Raw genomic sequence first — 18,569 nt, 5'->3', positions numbered from 1 at the left:
GGCAGCGATTGATAAAATCGTCTGCCTTTGCTTTGTCTTAAAATTCCCTTACCGTGATGAGCGAAATATTACACGACCTGGGGATTCTTCCTGATTAATTCGCGCATATACCCGAAGACAAGTTAATACTTCGCCAGGAATACCACCACAGTCTAGTTGTAAGTCATCCTTGGATGAAGCACAGATATCTGCATAAAGTCCCGATAATTGGCGAATTCGCACTTCATTACCTGCATTAATAGCTTCATCAGCGACTTTCTTCAGAATGCGTCGTGATTCATGTTGTAGCTTTCCCCACCAAGAATAGCGTTCAGCTGGTGGTACAAATACTAAGGAATGTATGGCTTCATCCATGTCAATCCAAGCACGGAGAATTGACAGGGGATCGGTGTTTTTTTCAGCTTTTTGGGTGCGTTGGAAGCGATCGCTTAAAGCATCGATATATTGATCGCGCTGTTCTGGTTTGGAGTGTAAGGAAATGACATCGAAGCTAAAAACGCTCTTTAAAGCATGATGTAAATCTGGGTCTATTTCGATAAAATTCATATATAAAAATAGAAATGCTGCTGGTAAATCGGATACATTTATTTGAGGATTTCTAGGGTTTGAAAGTGCTTGTTGATACAAAGCCAAGCCCTGGGTTTGAACAGTACCACTAAGTCCGGGGTAGATACTTTCATCGCGGATAAAGGGAAGTTGATAGAGGTTAGAATTATCTGCGATCGCACCAACTTCTTGAGCTAAATCTAAAGTGCGCGATCGCCAAGTTGCAGCCAAATCTTCTGGTACTCGCAGCAGCTTGCGTTGAATCTCATTCCACAAATCAGAATCCGTTGTGCTTTGCAGTTGGGAATTACCCAGATAATAATTAAGTTCTGAGTCAGAATCAAAAGCTTCTCGGAGGTGATTTAGTTTTAAATCATCTGGTGGATCTTCCCAACCAATATCTGGCTGTAGGGGTGAAGGTTGCAACAGATTATGAAGTTCTTGCAGCACTTCATCGCATATTTTTGATCCTGGATCTAGTGGAAATTCTGTACGAGCCTGATTTAAAGTAGCCTCTAGTCCATACAAACTAAACCGCAGTAACTGGGCTAACTCTGAGTTTTCTATCTCTAATAATTGACGCAAGTGCTGCATGAATATCACCTCCAAATATTTTTGTAGCGAATTAAATTTGGGAAAACTCTGGTTCCTATGAGTTTAAAAACATTAATTTTTCAACGGAGGGGAGCATAAAGATTTAATGCATTTATATGAGGCTATCATTACTCCAGTTAGGGGTTTCAAAGAAATACGAACCACAGAGACGCAGAGAACCCAGAGAGAGGAGAAATAGAGTGGATTTTTGCGTCAGTTCTGGGATATTTGTATTATTTTAAAGCCACTAATGTATCCCGCAAAATGGATCGCGTTCTTTATCAACTTCATTGGGCTGCAATTCTAATTCAGCAATATAAATGCATCCTTCTTCTTTTAGGCATTCTTGACTAGTAGATGTCCAATAAGGCACTTCACCAGCGTGCATCCGCAGAACACCTCGATCGTCTAGAGTTACCCGATATTGGCAAGGATAATCTGTTGTCACATCTGGTTTGCTGAGTGCGCCAATTCTTATCCATTTTTTGCTGTTGCTTTCCGCATCTGTTTGATAAATATAGAACGTGTGCTGGCCAGTTTGCGGAAATGGAGGTAAGGGATTACTAATTAACCCAATTCCTGGTTCTGTCACACCATCGCGTAGATAGTGAAATTTTTGAAACAATTTACTACCATCATTTCCTACTTCAAATACAAGATGATATGCATCTGGTTGATCGACAGTTGCGGACTCAAGAACATTGACGGCAATATCGCCATCATTTAAATCCCTATTGAAACGTTCTACAGCAATATTCCAATTCAATTTACCATCAGCAAATAGCGGCGATATTTCGGAAACAACCGATTCCAAATCAATGCCAGGAATATCAATTAAATAATGGGGATTTCCCTGACAAAGCAACACATTAAATTCAAGGGTTTGGTCAATTTCAAACTGGACTTTAATTTTTTTCAGAAACTCTGCTTCTTGCATTCCCAGTTTATTCATGAGGTTTTTGCCGTCAAAGCTACCCCATAGTCGTAAATCTCCATCTTCGTAGTCTTGACGGTAAATAATGTTAGTTAATTGGATTCCTTGCCATGCAGTACGAACCTTGGCGACAGTTTCCCAAGGTGCGAGTTGATAGAGTTCTTGTCCAGCTTTGAATATAGTTAGTAAATCGTTACTTTGGGTTTTGCGTTTGAAGTTGCAGGGTAAATAATAAAATAGGTTTTTGACATCAATTTCTAGCTGGTTGGCTCCCTTACGCAGCAAGCTTTTAGACTCTTCTGGATCGAATCTTAATCTTCGCAATTTTTCGGCATAGCAAGCACCTGCTGAGGTTGCTAATTTGGTAAATTCCAACACAAAGGTAATTCGCTCTGGATTCCACACAAAATATGGAGATTTACTAAATTCTTGGTAGATTTGGCGCTGCACTATGTCTAAATTACAAGTTTTTCCAGATAGAATTAACCAATCAACTTTTTGAGAATTCCAAGAATCTTTGGTGAGATCATCGGAACGCAAGCGACTTTCCATCAATCCTTTAGCAATACCGATCGCTTCTTTAATTCCTGAAACGGCGGCTCGTTCAAACTGCCGATTATCTAAGGTGATGCAGATGCTATTTGGATCTTTGATTTGAAATTTAACGGAGCTTTGATTGAGCAGTTCGGAAATTTGTTGTTCAGAAAGCGTGAAGGTTAATAGAGAATTATCTGCTGGTGCTTTTTGCCCAAGTTTAAGTTTAGCAGCTTCTGCATAATCCCAAAGGATATAAAATGATTGCAGCCGTTGTGGTGCTTGTTGCCAACGAGTAGGTAATACTTTCTCGGCAGTATCTAGGGCATCTTTGTAAGCAATATCGCCTTCTGGATTCTCTTTATCTAGACATTTTAAAAGACTACCAGTTTTGAATTTGCCTTGTTCTAAGAAGCGCTCGTTTAATTCAGAGCTAATTAAATCTTCTAGTTTTTCGCTTTCGATATCACCTGTTGTTACTGCTGTCAATAAAAAGTCTGCGATCGCAACTTTTAATAATCTAAAAATCCGCAACGTAATTAACTCGCCACCTAACTGTAAATGACCAGATGAACCTAATAGTTTGGGGGTAAGTTTATAGTAACGTCCTCCTAAACCCCGGTCTTCATAATCGGCAAAAGCTGGGGTTTTATCTTCTAAGGTGAGTTCAATTAAAGCTAAATCTGTGGTTCCGCCGCCGATATCTAAAACGAGGACATTTTGTGACCATTTATTTCCAACTTGACGGCAACGAGTTTTAAATGACTCAATGCCAATATTAAGATTACCGCCAAATTCTCGCCACAAAAAGAATATCGCTACAGAAACGGCTTCATCATAAGCAGTTTGGACATCATCGATCCCCAATTGCTCAACAAATTCCTTAACTTCTTTGCGAACAACTGGTGGGGCGACAGTGGGGTAGGTGACAACTGCTGTTAAAAAAGTCCCTTCTGAAAATCGGCGTTGGGCGCGTTGGCGGTAATCTTCAGTTAACTCGATTAAATGCGCCCAAGCAGATTGGATCAGTTGATTTGCAGTAATTATTTCTTCTTCACCATCTACAATAATTGAAAACGATCGCTCCTGACCAAAATAGCGCTTGGGCGAATGGTGAAATCTGCTGATAATTTCCTTTAAAGAACTGCTTGTACCTTGAGCGATCGCTTTTTTGCGATTATCTCTAGCTTCCCTACCCATCCGCAGTTTTAAGTCCCCTAACTGCGAAATTTCCAATTCGCTAGGAATTTCCGTATCGCGGCGATCGATATCCAGCACGACTGGGATCAGATTTTGCGACTCTAGGGTAGGGACGCGAAACACCTCATGATAGATTTGGTAAAGTTTTTTGCTGACAGCCCGGCGAAATCTTTCGCTGTTTCCCAAAGAAAGCTCAATTTGGCGAATTGCTTCTAAAAAGCGCTCCTTATTGTCACTTTCAAATACTTCACTCAACTTTGTTGGTTCTATCTCCAGGTTTTTGCTAATTTCGGTGATGAATTTTGCCCAATCATCATCGCTGACATCTGGTAAAGCTACTGAAGCGGGAGAACTCAACCATTGTGATAAGCGATCGCGCAACCGCATTTCTTGTTCCTTTGGGAGAATTTCTGCGATCGGTACTTCAATCGGATCGAAGAGTGTAACTGTGGAGTTTGATGTACCAAAATCTAAAGCAAACCATCCCGGAAATCTTTTTTGTTGTTTCTCGCTTGGTTCTTGATCGCTATATTTATTCAGTTGGAAAGGGTTCATTATACTATCACTTTCTGTTGTTTGTTTATAGCTGGCTAAAAACTATGGTTTTTTATCATAAAACGACAAATTTAGAGAATACTTGTGGTAAAAACTTTTAATCGTTGGTCTTCTACCACTGATTCTCTTTAGCACTGGCTTTTTTATCTAGCGCGATGTCTACGTCGGGCTACGCTATGAAAATTGCAGCAGTTACTTACTTGCAAGTCTTACTTGTTCGATGGTTAAATCAAGTAACTGGACAACCTTTTCTATCGACATACCACGAGCGAAGAACCGAGATATAAGTTCGAGCTTTAGTTCTTCTCGTCCTTCTTGTTTAGCTTCTCGATAAACCCTAGTTTCTTCTAACCTAACTCCTAACATTGCCTCTACCTCTTCACGACTTAAGTTTGCAAATTTATAAACAGCAATCGTTGTGATTACATCTATTATCTCTTTCTTCGCTAAAACAGTTATCTGTTCTTTTTGCACCCGCTCAATTAAACGCTTCGCCTCTTGCACCATTTGAAAAAAATCGCATCTCTTCTCACAAACACATCCTCATATCCATACCCGATCGCAATCAGTCATTCTGAGTTAGCTTACCTCAAACATCTAAGTAAGAAACAGCAGCGATTTCAGAAAGAATCTGCAACCAAGTAGGAATTGCTATTTCAGATGGTAAGTCTCCAGCCGCTAAATATCTCAGCAAAGTTTCTTTTTTTGAAAGGTTTTGTAAACTAGGAATAATTTGATCCAAAATTCCTTCTAATTCCGAATTAATTTGCTGATTAACTTCACTAACATACTGTACAAGATGGAGACTAGCGCTAGCAGTGATTTCATCTCGCAGTCGCAGTACTAAAAGTTGGTGATTGCTCGACCTAGATAAACCCTGACTTTTTTCTGGGGCCCAATCAAAGATTTGACCAACGTTGTGTTTCTCGTCTTGACGCGCTAGGGGAAATATGGTTTCGGGTGCAACAGTTTTATCTTTACTAGTGATTTCCGAAATAATTGCTTCCTTCCATTCGTTAGGATCGCATCCGAGTAATAATTTGTAAAAGAGATCGGCATCTTCAAAACCAAATTTCTCTTCAATTTCTTGTTCCATTTCTGGATGGAAAAATGCCTGTAATTGTTCGCGTTCTGGGGCTACATAATTTGACAATTGGTTTAACAAATCTACCACTGCTTGATGGATGCGATCGCGGGCAAAATCTTCTACTTCCTTAACGGTTTTTTCAAATACTGGATAAAAATCATCGCTTTTAGTTGGAAGGGAAGTATTTACACGGTTTCCCCGATCGAATAATTTCCCGGCTGCACCTTTAGATTCCGCCAGAGCGATCGCTCCATTGCTGGCTTTGTTGAAGAGTAAAGTCCACTGGTTCCAATTCAGGATTCTAAAAGTGAGTTCGTCTTTAACTACATCACTGACGACAACACCGCGCCGATCTTTAAGTGGTTCTGTCCCTAAATCTTTTTGAAAATTCCTATAGATTTTATCCAAGCTTTCGACCACATAGCGCAACTCAAGAAAGGCGGGGCTGTCTCCTGTGGGGATACCTTGCTCGTGAATTTCGTCTATGATGTCTTTCAAGTGATCTTGTTGCTGACTCACTACATCAGAAGCTCTGCGAGTATCTTCATACAGTTGCTTCAAACCGTGAGTTGCTACGTGAGTTTGAATCACTTCCCGCAACTTACTAAGTCCGCCATCTTGACCAAAATAACCTAGCTGTTTGCCTAAATTACTGCGGGGATCGGTGTCTAACAGCTGTTCACTTAATAACTCCCATTTATCTTGTAGCCGTTTAGACCGGTCTAAATAATCAGGATAGTCCAAGTTAGCCAAAAAATCTGGCGAGCCGGCTTTGACTGTACTAGAACGTTTTGCTAATTCAGCTAGTCCCAACAATGGCGACAGTAAAACGATCCGGTCTTTTTGGGTTGTAAAGGCTTCTGCACCGTCAATGGTAGTTTGCAGAACTTTGAGTTTTTGGAAAACGGTTTCCTCTTTTAAATGTGAACTATCTTCAATCAGTTGATCGAGTTCTCTTTCGCCACCTTCACTATCTAGGGGGAGTTGATCGAAGCGACCCACACCGACGAGAATTAAATCTTTCAGGTCTTGTCCCGGTCGCTGCTGCTGCATCATGGTGAAAATTTTGTTGGCGCGATCGCTACCGGGAGATTTACCATTTAGCAATACCAAAATTGTTTGTACTTCTGCTAATTCCCGCAGTGACAAAAAGGTATCCCTAGCCCCCGAATTAGCAGCCCCCAATCCGGGAAAGTCGATGAGAATAAATTTAGCTGCACCATTAAAATCCCAAATTTCCCGTGAGATTTTCACATCAATATCTACGCGGCGGATGAGTGGAAAGCTATTCTGCAATAACTTTGTTGGTAGCCTCTGGGGTGGACTTGGTAATCGGATATGCGCTGGCGGTAAATCCTCAAATTTCAAACTTTGGATTGCCATTGGCTGTTCAACCAGTTGTAGCCCCTCACGGGCGGTGATAGCATCAATCTGGTAGTGTCCACCACACATCACTTCCCCATAAGCTTGATAAGCCCGCAAGAATAATACCAACTCTCGGAGTAAATAACGTAACTCTAAATTGTTACTACTATTCCAAGCTTCCTCGCACCAACCAATAATATCTTTGCCAGAATTAAGTTTCGATACTGGTATCGGAGGAAGCCCTGCTGCTGTCGTGCGTTTATGGGCTTCTCCTAGCATGAAGCGTAGACACTCATGTACCCCTTCGTGAGAAAGATACTCTACAGTAAAATTACTTAATTGAGTAGTTGCAAAGTCATCTTGCGGAATGATATGTATTGCGGTAACATTACCTGTAGTGGGATTTTCACTGACTGGTAAAGCATCTGCATATCCAATTAGACTGCCTAAAAGTAAAGTTTTTCCACTACTGAATTCCCCCATCACCCCAATTTTGACAGGTGAAGTTGCAAGGTCTACAGTTTTCTGGGCAGCTGACCGCAAATGCAGGAGACAGTCATCAAGACTAGCTGGAACCCAATCTTCTTGTTTTGAAGGGTGCTGGGGCACAGAATCTATCTTTCGGAGGATGAATTCGCCGTACTCCTTAAAACGGCCCAGTTTATCTGGTTCCATAAAGTAGTTCCCGCCTAACATTAATTTCTGTGAGCTTTATAACATATAAAATGCGATCGCCAGGAATATGTACAACAGAATGGGCATTGATCATTAAAAAGTCAAAAGATTCTTTTGTTTTTAATGAGTGCCTCTTACCTTTTGATTTCCTGTTCCTACTCCCTCATCTCCCCATCTCCCATAACTTACCAGGACAATTTCAAAAATCTGGCTTTGCTGGTCAAAATAAATATTGATTTGATATGAAAATATTGAAAAGTGTGAATTTTATATGAAGAGATAATCTTCACACTTTTTATAGAGACGTAGCAGTGCTACGTCTCTACTGATTTTCAGAGGTGTTTACCGAGAATTTTTGCAAATAATATATATTTTCTTCACGAAGCTGAATTAGATTTTTCAACCATGAAATTACATAATTAGCATAAATTGACCGATGATTTATATGAAAAATCAGTTATTAAGTTACCTGATGCGTGTAAATTTTTAATTTTAGTAAAAATGGTGAAATTGGTCTTAATCAAAACTTCAGAATTTTCATAATTTATTTACACAAAAAGAGGAATTAATGTATATATAAAAATAAATAAAGTATTAAGATCGTTAACAGGTTGAGATAAAATATTATACACATTTTTTAACAAATCTAGTCTGAGACATTTTACTTAAATAATTTAGGCAGAGCAGGCAGGCAAAAGTGTTTACTAAAAGGGTGCAAAGCTACATTCAAATCAAGCTTGAAGAACAAAAGATACAACAAGATGAAACAATATTTAAGCAAGATGGTCAATTCATAGAAAAAAAGCAAGCGAGAGAATTAACAAAAGCATTAAGGCGACTAGCAAACGAAACTGCAAAACGCCAAATTGTTGAAGCACAGTTGCGCCAAAAAACATCAGAATTTACAGCGATTTTACAAGCACTTCCTGATTTATATTTTCGTGTTGATGCTGATGGAACTATCCTGGATTATCGACCAGGAAAAATGCCAAATCTTGATATTCACCAAGGAGTTGAACAGAGCAATAGTTTGCGAGAATGCCTACCAACGGATGTAGGCGATCGCTTCCAGCAAGCAATAACTCAAGTCCTTGCAACTGAATCTTCAGTCAGTTTTGAATATAGCTTACCGCTTCTGCAACGGAACAATAATTTTGAAGCTAGGTTATTACCATTACCAGACCAGCAAATCATAGTTCTTATCCGCAACACCAGCGACAAAGTCCAAGCAGCACGAATAGAAAGCGATGCCAAGTTTCGCACCATTATTGAAAATGCCAATAACGTTATTTTTGCCCTGACCGTTGAGGGAATATTTTCCTACGTTTCTCCTAACTGGACTCAAATTTTTGGGCATGAAGTTGCAGATGTTGAAGGCAAATCCTTTGTTCCCTTTATACATCCTGATGATGTACATATCTGTGTAGATTATTTCCAAAAAATTGCGACAACAACCGAAAAGCAAGACGCAATTGAATACCGGATAAAACACACAGATGGCACTTGGCGATGGCATACAAGTAACTCATCTGCTATTAGAGATGTTAATGGTAATATTCTAAACTTCGTTGGCATTTGCCATGACATCACCGATCGCAAACAAGCAGAAGTTGCACTTAGAGAAAGCGCCCAACGGGAAGCATTACTCAATCGTCTTTCTAACCAGATTCGAGCTTCCTTGGATCTCAATTACATTGTGGAAACCGCAGTGCAGGAGATCCGTAACTTATTCCAGATCGATCGCTGCGCCTTCTTTTGGTATCGACAAGAGGCTGAGGTTCCCTACTGGGAGAGAGTATACGAGGCGAAAAGTTCCCTTTTACCCTGTCTGCTTAACTATCCAGAAGCAACAAATGCAGAAATCGAACTCATCGCCGCCAAAACTTTAAATAGAGAAATCATCCGCATTAATAATGTTGAGACTGTGGGCGATGGCACTGCACAGCTATTTTTGCAGGATTTTGGTTTCACTGCCTTTATGTCGTTACCCGTACACACCCAATCTGGCGAAATAGGTGCATTTAGCTGTGGTTCTTGTAGTGGCTTCCGGCCTTGGCTGGACAACGAAGTAGAATTATTACAAGCAGTTACAGTTCAAATAGCGATCGCCATTGACCAAGCTAAACTTTACGCCCAAAGTCGCACCACTGCCCAAACCGCCCAAGACAAAGCCCAGCAGCTAGAGGCAGCATTACTAGAACTTCAACAAACCCAAGCCCAACTGATTCAAACTGAAAAAATGTCCAGTTTAGGACAATTGGTTGCAGGTATTGCCCACGAAATCAATAATCCCGTCAATTTTATCTATGGCAATATTAGCCACGCCCGTGAATATACTAAAGATTTGTTGCACTTGGTAGAACTTTATCAACAGAGTTACTGCCCACCAACACCAAAGATTCACGAACAAATTGACATCATTGATTTAGACTTTCTCAAGCAAGATTTGCCCAAAATTCTGGATTCTATGAACATGGGAGCCGAACGCATCCGGCAGATAGTTCTATCTTTACGCAATTTTTCTCGCCTTGATGAAGACGGTACGAAAGCAGTAGATATTCATGAAGGTATTGATAGCACCTTACTGTTGTTGCAAAATCGCCTGAAATCCAAACCACGATGTCCTGAAATCCAAGTAATCCGAGACTATGGCAACCTACCACCAGTAGTCTGTCATGCTGGACACATGAATCAGGTGTTTATGAATTTGTTGGCAAATGCGATCGATGTTTTAGAAGAGTCATTTGTCATTAGTCATTTGTCATTACTAAACAACTCTAAACAGATGACTTCTCCCCAAATTCGCATTCGTACCTTCATCCAAGAAGACCGTGTAATCATTAGCTTTGCCGACAATGGTTTAGGTATGACTGAAGAAGTACGCAAACGCTTATTTGATCCCTTCTTTACTACAAAATCTGTGGGGAAAGGTACGGGTATGGGGTTGTCAATTAGCTACCAAATTGTTGTCCAAAAACATGGCGGACAAATTCAGTGTATTTCAGCACCAGGAGAAGGTGCGGAGTTTGTCGTCATGATTCCACTACATGAGCAAGCTTCAACATAAATCCAACTTTAATCTTTTCTTAATCAAAAAGTTAACCTATTGGTTGTTAACTAAGATAAATTCACTTTTTGCTGCAACATTTGAACCCCCCAACAACCTAAAATTTAGAGGAATTGGGGGGATTATTTGTACTAGTATGGGGAATCAAGAGTAGAAATATTACAGTTCAATTGGAATAAAATCCCTGAATACAAGTAAAGTAGAAGGCTGGGATGATACAACCCCAAGGTCAAAATAGTATCACTTACACACGTGTTATCCATCTAAGTCACGTAATTGACATAGATATTCCTCAGTGGTCTGGAGATCCCACAGTAGAATTTGAAACTGTGGCTGAACTGAATAATGATGGCTATTACCTCCGCCGTTTCGCCTTGGGGGAACATAGTGCTACCCATATCAACGCCCCTAATAGCTTTCATAGCTATAGTATGGGAATTGACCAATACCCTGCCCAATCTCTGGTAGTACCTGCGGTGGTCATAGATATTCGCCAAGCCACAGCAGTGAATTCTGATTATGCCCTGACGATCGCTGATGTTGTGGCTTGGGAAGAAGAATATGGTGAGATTCCTAAAGGGTGCGTAGTTATATTGAATACAGGTTGGCAAAAAAAGTGGTTTGATAAAAGTGCATTCCTAAATCATGATGCTCAGGGTATTGCCCATTTTCCAGGGTTTGGTAGCGATGCGACTCAATTTTTACTGAACGATCGCCAAATTGCTGGATTAGGAATTGATACTCATGGTGTAGATCCCGGACAGGATAACAGTTTTGCCACTAATCGCCTGGTATTAGAAAAACCGCGGATTGTTTTGGAAAATCTTACCAATTTGGATCAGTTACCACCAAAAGGTACTACTCTAGCGATCGGGATTCTTCGGTTGCGTGGTGGTTCTGGTTCTCCTGTGGGTGTCTTGGCGTTAGTGCCTTAATTTTTATATCGATATTTGGTTCTCACACCAATTTTTAAGACTAAAGGCTAGTCTAGAAAGCAAGCAAACTTAATATACAAGTTGCAGTAGATTATCAGCCGGGGATTTTTAAGATGACAACTCCGCTATCTTGCCGCAATTACATCGATGGTCAATGGTTGAGTGCTGTAGGGGAAGCAACTTTAGAAAGTCGCAACCCTGCGGATAAAACCGAAGTCGTTGCCACATTCCCGCGATCGCAAGTTAATGATGTAGATACAGCAGTAGCCGCCGCCCGTAAAGCCTACCGGAGTTGGCGTACAGTCCCGGCCCCAGCGAGGGCAGAATACATCTTTCGTGTCGGGGAAATATTACTCCAACATAAAGAAGAACTTGCCCAGTTAATCAGTCGAGAGATGGGTAAACCTCTGACAGAAGCTAGGGGAGATGTGCAAGAAGGTATCGACTGTGCCTTTTACACTGCTGGCGAAGGACGGCGACTATTTGGGCAAACCACACCGTCGGAAATGTCCAATAAATTCGCCATGACTGTGCGAATGCCCATTGGAGTTTGTGCCTTAATTACTCCCTGGAATTTCCCTGTGGCAATTCCTTGCTGGAAAGCTATGCCAGCTTTGGTGTGTGGTAATACAGTCATCCTCAAACCTGCTGAAGATACCTCCGCTTGTGCAACTAAATTGATTGAAATTTTCCAACAAGCAGGTTTACCACCAGGAGTAATTAACTTGGTGCATGGTGTAGGAGAAGAGGCGGGGAAAGCTTTAGTTGAACATCCCAATGTAGATTTGGTATCCTTTACTGGTTCTTCAGAAACCGGTGCTTTTGTTGGCGCTACTTGCGGACGCACTCATAAACGCGTCTGTTTGGAAATGGGTGGTAAAAATGCCCAAATAGTGATGGAAGATGCAGATTTGGAATTGGCCTTAGATGGCGCAGTGTGGGGAGCATTTGGAACAACAGGTCAACGGTGTACGGCCACTAGTCGCCTGATTTTGCATCGTGATATCAAAGAAAAATTTACCACCATGCTTTCTGAGCGTACTAGTAAGTTACGCTTGGGTGCTGGCACTGACCCAAACACAGATATTGGCCCGATTGTCAATGAAAAGCAACTCCAACAGGTGAGCAAGTATTTGGATATCGCCCGTGAGGAAGGAGCAAAGGTTTTAATTGGTGGAGAAATTGCTAGTGAAGGCGAATTGAAAAATGGTTACTTTTTTCAACCAACTATTTTGGATGATGTAACTGCTGATATGCGCGTCGCCCGTGAAGAGATATTTGGGCCAGTAGTGGTATTAATTGAGGTTAATTCTTTTGAGGATGCGATCGCAATTCTCAACAATAGCAATTATGGTCTTTCTTCTTCAGTTTACACCCGCGATATCAACCGGGCTTTTACTGCCATGCGCGACATCGAAGCAGGTATCACCTATATTAACGGCCCTACTATTGGTGCAGAAGTACACTTACCCTTTGGTGGTGTAAAACAAACAGGTAATGGACACCGCGAAGCTGGAACTACTGCTTTGGATGTTTTCACAGAATGGAAAAGTGTTTATGTTGACTTTTCTGGAAGTTTGCAACGCGCTCAGATCGATAACCGCAGTTAATTTTGCAATCCAGCAATTATAAATTATTCTTCACCCAATCTCGAAAATTACGCATAGCTTGACTTCTGCCAATTGTTAAACACTGCTGAACATATTCATTCACTAATTCAATAATTGGGATACCAAGAAAATTAGGACTCAATTCAGATTTTAGATATTTCCCTTCTCTTAGCACAGAAATTTCTAAACCTTGTTGTGTATGTCGCCAAAGTTCAGGAACTCCCAATATTTCATAATTCTCAAATCGAGTCCGAGAAGTAATATCAACTTCGATTGCTAAATCTGGTGGTGGATCTATATTTAAATCAATGCGATTTTTCCCAATGACAGCAGCTTGATTTTGAATATAAAAACTGGTATCTGGTTCTACTGCTTGCCGCATTCGCTCATTTTTAAGTGTCGTAGAACCAAAAGGCTCAAAATCAATTTGGAGTTTGTCTAATAAAATTCTTACTAACTCACCAATATATTCTTTATCTTTTTCGTGTTCTGGTAGGGGAACTATAATTTCTAACCACCCATTACTATAAGAAATCCGGGCGGCACGCCTTTCTCCCATTTCATCTAAAATATTTTCTAACTGCTGCCAACTAATATCTTGGAGTAACATTTGTTGACCAGGTTTAACAATAATTTGTTGCAGTTTTAAAAGCATATAACCTCAGAGAGTTGATGTATTAGCTATTACATCCAGCAGATTAAATCTACAAATCAACTTTATTAAAGTATATCGCCTCTGAGAGGATGTTTGAAAAGTCCTATTGTAGGTATTAAAACGTTCTAGATCCCCCTAAATCCACGCCACTTGCTTCACTTGGGGAGACGCTAATTCTTTCACTAGTGTGCGATCATCGCTCATTTCCCTACAAGCAAAGTTGTCTAATTAGAGACTCTGGTGGACACGCAATATTACTGATTTTGGAATGATGTAAATTTAAATTTTTCAGCCTTTCATTTTATACCGCCCTTGATCTTCCCAAAAGATTATGTTAGGTTTTCATTGAATGAATGTTCAATCAATTAAATATGCAAGGAAAAAGTTCACGACAGCAACAAGCTATCGTGCGACGTGAACACTTGGTAGATACAGCATTAGCGCTGTTTTCCGAGCAAGGTTACGATGCAACGAGCATCAAGCAGATTGCAGCAAGGGCGGGTGTAGCAGTGGGACTGCTATATCACTACTTTCCAAGTAAGAGTGAGGTGATGAGGGCAGTTTGGGAACGGCACAGTTTTTTGCCAGAGCTACGTGCGTTACTTTTGGTCGAGCATGGCGAGGCGGCGGCACGCGTTCTGCAAGAGGTGGCAGAGAACTTTTCGGCTATGCTCGATCGCAAAGAGGCGTTGTTTCGCCTCATGGTGCGTGAAAGCCAGAGTAACCCCGAAGTTGCGGACTGTCTGCACGCCATCGTGGAAGAAGGGATCACGGCGTTAGGAGCTTATCTGGAAAGACGCGTTCAGGTCGGGGAACTGCATCCTCACGATGCTACCTTGACCGCCAGAATGCTACTTGGAACGGTTTTGACCACCCACTTGGCGCGGCTGCCGACTCGCCCGTGGGCGGAAATAGTTGCCCAACTGCTAGACGGCATTAGCTTTCACCCTAACCGACTAAATCTTAGCTAAGACTGACTTTCACTGCGAGGTTAAATACATGGAGACAACAATCAAAACGGACGTTATCATCGTCGGAGCAGGGCCAACCGGGCTTTCACTCGCGGTACAATTAATCCGTTACGGCATCAACTTTGTGATCTTTGACAAAAAAGAAACTACCACAGATTTGTCAAAGGCTCTGGTTGTTCACGCCCGTACCCTGGAGATTTACGACCAAGTGGGTCTAGCACAACAAGCTGTTGCAAACAGCGAGATCGTGCAGAAAGGCAACCTCATGCACGACGGCAAAATCAGCACCCATCTTGATTTTTCCTATTTCGGCGGGCAACTTAGCCCTTTTCCTTTTATGCTAGTTTTTGAACAAAATAAAAACGAGCGTCTGCTTTACGAGCATCTTCAACACAACGGCAAAGAAGTTCAATGGCAGACCGAAATGGAAAGCCTAACGCAAGATGCAAACGGCGTGAAAGCAGTTCTAAAAAACGCCAAAGGCGAAACACAAACCATTGAAGCTCCCTATCTGGTGGGGTGTGACGGTGCAAGCAGCCCAACGCGCCATTTCCTCGACCTTCATTTTGAAGGTTCGACTTACCCACGCCTATTTTACGTCGCGGATGTGGATATGGAGTTCTCAGCAGATAAGGCAACGTTTTACGCCACTCTGTCAGAGAACTCCTTCGTGCTAATCGTTCCCATGCAAGGCGAGAAGCACTGGAGGTTAATCGGCAACCTGCCCGAATATGATGAGAAAGGCGATCGCGAAGTAACCTACGATGAAGTCGAAAACAAGGTCAAGCAATTGGTGCAGCGACCATTAGAGATTACAAACGTGCGCTGGTTTTCGAGTTATAAAGTGCATACTCGTCGCGCCGAGAAGTTCTCAAAAGGCAGATGTTTTCTGGCTGGCGATGCCGCGCACATTCACACACCTGCGGGAGGTCAGGGGATGAATACGGGTATCCAAGATGCTTATAACCTGGCATGGAAGATTGCGTTTGTTTTGAGAGGTCATGCCAAAGATTCGCTTCTGGAAACTTACAACGAGGAACGTCTGGCCAATGCAAAACGGCTCTTGCAGACGACTGACCAGTTTTTTGATGTCGCGGCGGGCGACCAGTGGTATCTACAGTTTTTCCGTGACAATATTTTGCCAAGCCTTGCCAGTGTTGTAACGCGATTTAGCGGAGCAAAAGAGTTTATCTTTCAGCTAGTTTCTGAAATCGGGATAAACTACCGCAACAGTTCTTTAAGTCTGCATCAAAGTGCTTCTCATGGCGAGAGGCTGGGTCAACGATCCTTTGAGGTCAAAGCCGGAGACCGAATGCCCTATTTTCTGGTGGACGGCACTAACGTTTACGATCGCCTCATCGCTCCGAAATTCCACTTACTTGTGTTGTCCAATGGGGAACACGGCTATGAAGATTTGCAAGCGGAACTCGCAAACGAATATGGCGATTTTATCGATTTCAACGTTGTTCCGCTTTACCCACGTGTCGTGGAAATCTTCGGCACTAATCAGCCTTTCAAAGTTCTACTAAGACCAGATAACTACATCGGACTGATCTCTACAGAATTATCCTTGGACGATCTCAAAGCCTACATAAATAAGTTTATCGCAATTGAAAAGAAGCCCAAAACTCTGTCTATTTAGAGCAATGAGAATACAATCTGTTTAGCGTTAGCGATTTCGGCGTTGCTGATTGATGGGATGAATTTTGTTTCGCACCTACGCGTTTAGTCTTACCCTGCGGGAACACCTAAAGGCGTAGGCGCGAAAGTTATTTGTTTATCCTCATCCTCTCCTGATTTTAATCAAATCGAATTATGGTGGTCACAAGTTAAATCTTTTTTACGCAGTTTCGCTCCAACTACAACAGAAATGGTTGATAAACTAATCTCAGTTGCACTCGACTTAATAAATCCTCAACATTTAAGAAACTGGTTTGCTAGTTGCTGCTACTGTACCTCATCGCAGCCGTAAATGCTGTAAAGGAATACGGATAGTAAACTCTGTGCCATGTCCTGGAGTAGAATCAACTTCAATACTTCCTGCATGTTTGTCTACGACAATTTGATAAGCGATCGCCATTCCTAATCCGATGCCTTTGCCCACAGGTTTCGTAGTAAACATATAGTCAAATACTCGTTGCTTAACCTCTTCTGACATACCAATTCCATTGTCATAAATCTGAATCATCACTTGCTTATCATTACTGAGTTCAGTCCGAATACAAATTTGTCTTTGATTATTTACTAATGACTCTTCTATAGCATCGATCGCATTGGCTAGAACATTCATAAACACCTGATTGAGTTGCCCTGCGTAGCATTCTACTAGAGGTAAATCACCGTACTTCTTAACGATCTGAATTTCTGGTTGATTAGGCGTGGCTGTCAGGCGATGATTCAGAATCATCAGAGTGTTGTCTAATCCTTCATTAATGTCTACAAATTTCATATCTGCTTCATCAAGGCGCGAAAAATTCCGCAGCGACAGCACGATTTGACGAATGCGCTTGGTTCCCACTTGCATCGATGCCATTAGTTTGGGTAAATCTTCTGCGAGAAATTCAATATCAAGCTCTTGGACGCGATCGCTAATTTCTGGCGTAGGATTTGGGTAGGTTTCTTCATAAAGCTTGAGCAAATCAAGGATATCTTTGCAGTATTCACTGGCATGATTGAGGTTGGCATGGATAAAATTAGCAGGATTATTGATTTCGTGTGCCACTCCAGCCACCAGTTGGCCCAGACTAGACATTTTTTCGGTGTGGATGAGTTGAGCTTGGGTATTTTGCAATTCTTTCAAGGTTTTGCTGAGTTCCTGCGCCTGCTGGCTAGAAATCAAGGCGCGATCGCGAATTTGTTCATATAGTTGCACCTGTCGCCATGCACCGATTAACCCAACTACGAGCAATCCTCCCAAAACCGTAGCCAAAAGGTTCAACGCCTGCAATGGCGATTCAATATTTTCTTGAGGCACAACTAAAGCTACCGACCAATTTGCTTCTTTCAGGGGAGTATAAGCAATATAATTCCATTTTCCATCCAGTTGAGCAAATTCAATATTTGTGCGTTTAGCTACCATCTTCTGAGTAATTTCAGCTAACCTGTGATTGGGTGATTTGAGGAAACTCTCGGCGGCTTTTTCCGGCGTGCCAATCAGTCGGATGTCGGGATGAGCGATGGGAACTCCTTGAGAATTGAGGGCGAAGGCATAGCTACCCTTACCTTGATGTAAATCGCTAATCACCTCAACTACCCGATTAATCTCAATTCCTCCCATCAACACACCTGCTGGTTTTGTGCCTATTTTGGCAGTAATCGGCGAACTAATCTGAATCTGCAACTTTGTGGATGTGCGTCCAATAATGGGATCGGCGGCTACTGTTTTACCTACCATACTGCGCTGAAAAAATTCTCGATCTTTGACGCTTGTCCGACCTTCTTGAGTATTAATTAATGCACCATCTGGTGCGATCAGCGCCATGAGCAAAAATGTTTGCATCCGCTTCACCTCAGATTGCAAGTAAGGTTCCATCACAGACCAATCTAGCGATCGCACTACAGCAGAATTTGCCAGAGTTTTAATTTCCGTCTTCCGAATGGCTAACCAGTTATCAATATCATTTTGACCTTGTTCTGTTTTTAACAGCGCTTGCTGCTTAAGACTATCGAGCAACAGTCCTTTCACAATGTTGTAACTAATGATAGCGGTGACGCTAATACTAAGGGACAGAATTACCAAAATTGATAATAATACGAAATTACGCGATCGCCATTTCAACCAACGTTTGCGTAACTTAAACATTTTCGTTGCTTTACTCCAAGTTAAAATTTAAAAAGTAAA

11 protein-coding genes are annotated in these 18,569 nt (G+C 41.6%); 5 read left to right on the top strand and 6 right to left on the bottom strand.

Annotated elements, in window-relative coordinates; translation table 11 throughout:
* Positions 1-48: 48 nt before the first annotated feature.
* From V7K55_RS05615 to V7K55_RS05600, 4 genes are all read right to left on the bottom strand, one after another.
* Positions 49-1,140, bottom strand: a complete 1,092-nt coding sequence (locus tag V7K55_RS05615) for a hypothetical protein (RefSeq protein WP_334829042.1) — start codon at positions 1,138-1,140, stop codon at positions 49-51.
* Positions 1,141-1,387: 247 nt separating this feature from the next.
* A complete protein-coding gene (locus V7K55_RS05610) occupies positions 1,388-4,363 on the bottom strand; it encodes a molecular chaperone (protein WP_334829040.1) in 2,976 nt (991 codons plus the stop codon).
* Positions 4,364-4,555: 192 nt separating this feature from the next.
* A complete protein-coding gene (locus V7K55_RS05605) occupies positions 4,556-4,870 on the bottom strand; it encodes a DUF2887 domain-containing protein (protein WP_334829038.1) in 315 nt (104 codons plus the stop codon).
* A gap of 82 nt (positions 4,871-4,952) precedes the next feature.
* Positions 4,953-7,490 (bottom strand): proteasome protein, encoded by a 2,538-nt coding sequence (locus tag V7K55_RS05600; RefSeq protein WP_334829036.1) that lies wholly within the window; start codon positions 7,488-7,490, stop codon positions 4,953-4,955.
* Positions 7,491-8,187: 697 nt separating this feature from the next.
* Here V7K55_RS05600 and V7K55_RS05595 point away from each other — a divergent pair.
* The 3 genes from V7K55_RS05595 to V7K55_RS05585 all read left to right on the top strand — a co-directional run bounded on the left by V7K55_RS05595 (position 8,188) and on the right by V7K55_RS05585 (position 13,102).
* Positions 8,188-10,557, top strand: coding sequence for a PAS domain S-box protein (locus tag V7K55_RS05595; protein WP_334829034.1), 2,370 nt, complete (start codon positions 8,188-8,190; stop codon positions 10,555-10,557).
* Positions 10,558-10,769: 212 nt separating this feature from the next.
* Positions 10,770-11,492 carry a cyclase family protein gene (locus V7K55_RS05590; RefSeq protein ID WP_334829032.1) on the top strand — a complete coding sequence of 241 codons (723 nt, stop codon included), beginning with the start codon at positions 10,770-10,772 and terminating at the stop codon, positions 11,490-11,492.
* Between the two features lie 113 nt (positions 11,493-11,605).
* Entirely contained in the window at positions 11,606-13,102 is a 1,497-nt protein-coding gene (locus V7K55_RS05585; RefSeq protein WP_334829030.1) for an aldehyde dehydrogenase family protein, read from the top strand.
* A gap of 16 nt (positions 13,103-13,118) precedes the next feature.
* Here V7K55_RS05585 and V7K55_RS05580 read toward each other — a convergent pair whose 3' ends face one another.
* On the bottom strand, positions 13,119-13,757 hold the full coding sequence (locus V7K55_RS05580; RefSeq protein ID WP_334829028.1) for a Uma2 family endonuclease: 639 nt from the start codon (positions 13,755-13,757) through the stop codon (positions 13,119-13,121).
* Positions 13,758-14,110: 353 nt separating this feature from the next.
* Here V7K55_RS05580 and V7K55_RS05575 point away from each other — a divergent pair, with 353 nt between their 5' ends.
* Both V7K55_RS05575 and V7K55_RS05570 read left to right on the top strand, forming a co-directional pair.
* Entirely contained in the window at positions 14,111-14,728 is a 618-nt protein-coding gene (locus V7K55_RS05575; protein ID WP_334829026.1) for a TetR/AcrR family transcriptional regulator, read from the top strand.
* Between the two features lie 28 nt (positions 14,729-14,756).
* The gene (locus tag V7K55_RS05570; protein ID WP_334829024.1) at positions 14,757-16,370 is read left to right on the top strand and encodes an FAD-dependent monooxygenase; all 1,614 of its coding nucleotides are present in this window, start codon (positions 14,757-14,759) and stop codon (positions 16,368-16,370) included.
* Between the two features lie 315 nt (positions 16,371-16,685).
* On the opposite strand, the gene V7K55_RS05565 is transcribed toward V7K55_RS05570, so the two are convergent.
* Positions 16,686-18,530, bottom strand: a complete 1,845-nt coding sequence (locus tag V7K55_RS05565) for a sensor histidine kinase (RefSeq protein ID WP_334829022.1) — start codon at positions 18,528-18,530, stop codon at positions 16,686-16,688.
* Positions 18,531-18,569 lie beyond the last annotated feature (39 nt).

It is taken from the genome of Nostoc sp., from assembly GCF_036919895.1.
Taxonomy (GTDB): Bacteria; Cyanobacteriota; Cyanobacteriia; order Cyanobacteriales; family Nostocaceae; genus Nostoc.
Note: the sequence above shows the minus strand (reverse complement) of the source record. Positions and strands in the feature narration are given on the sequence as shown.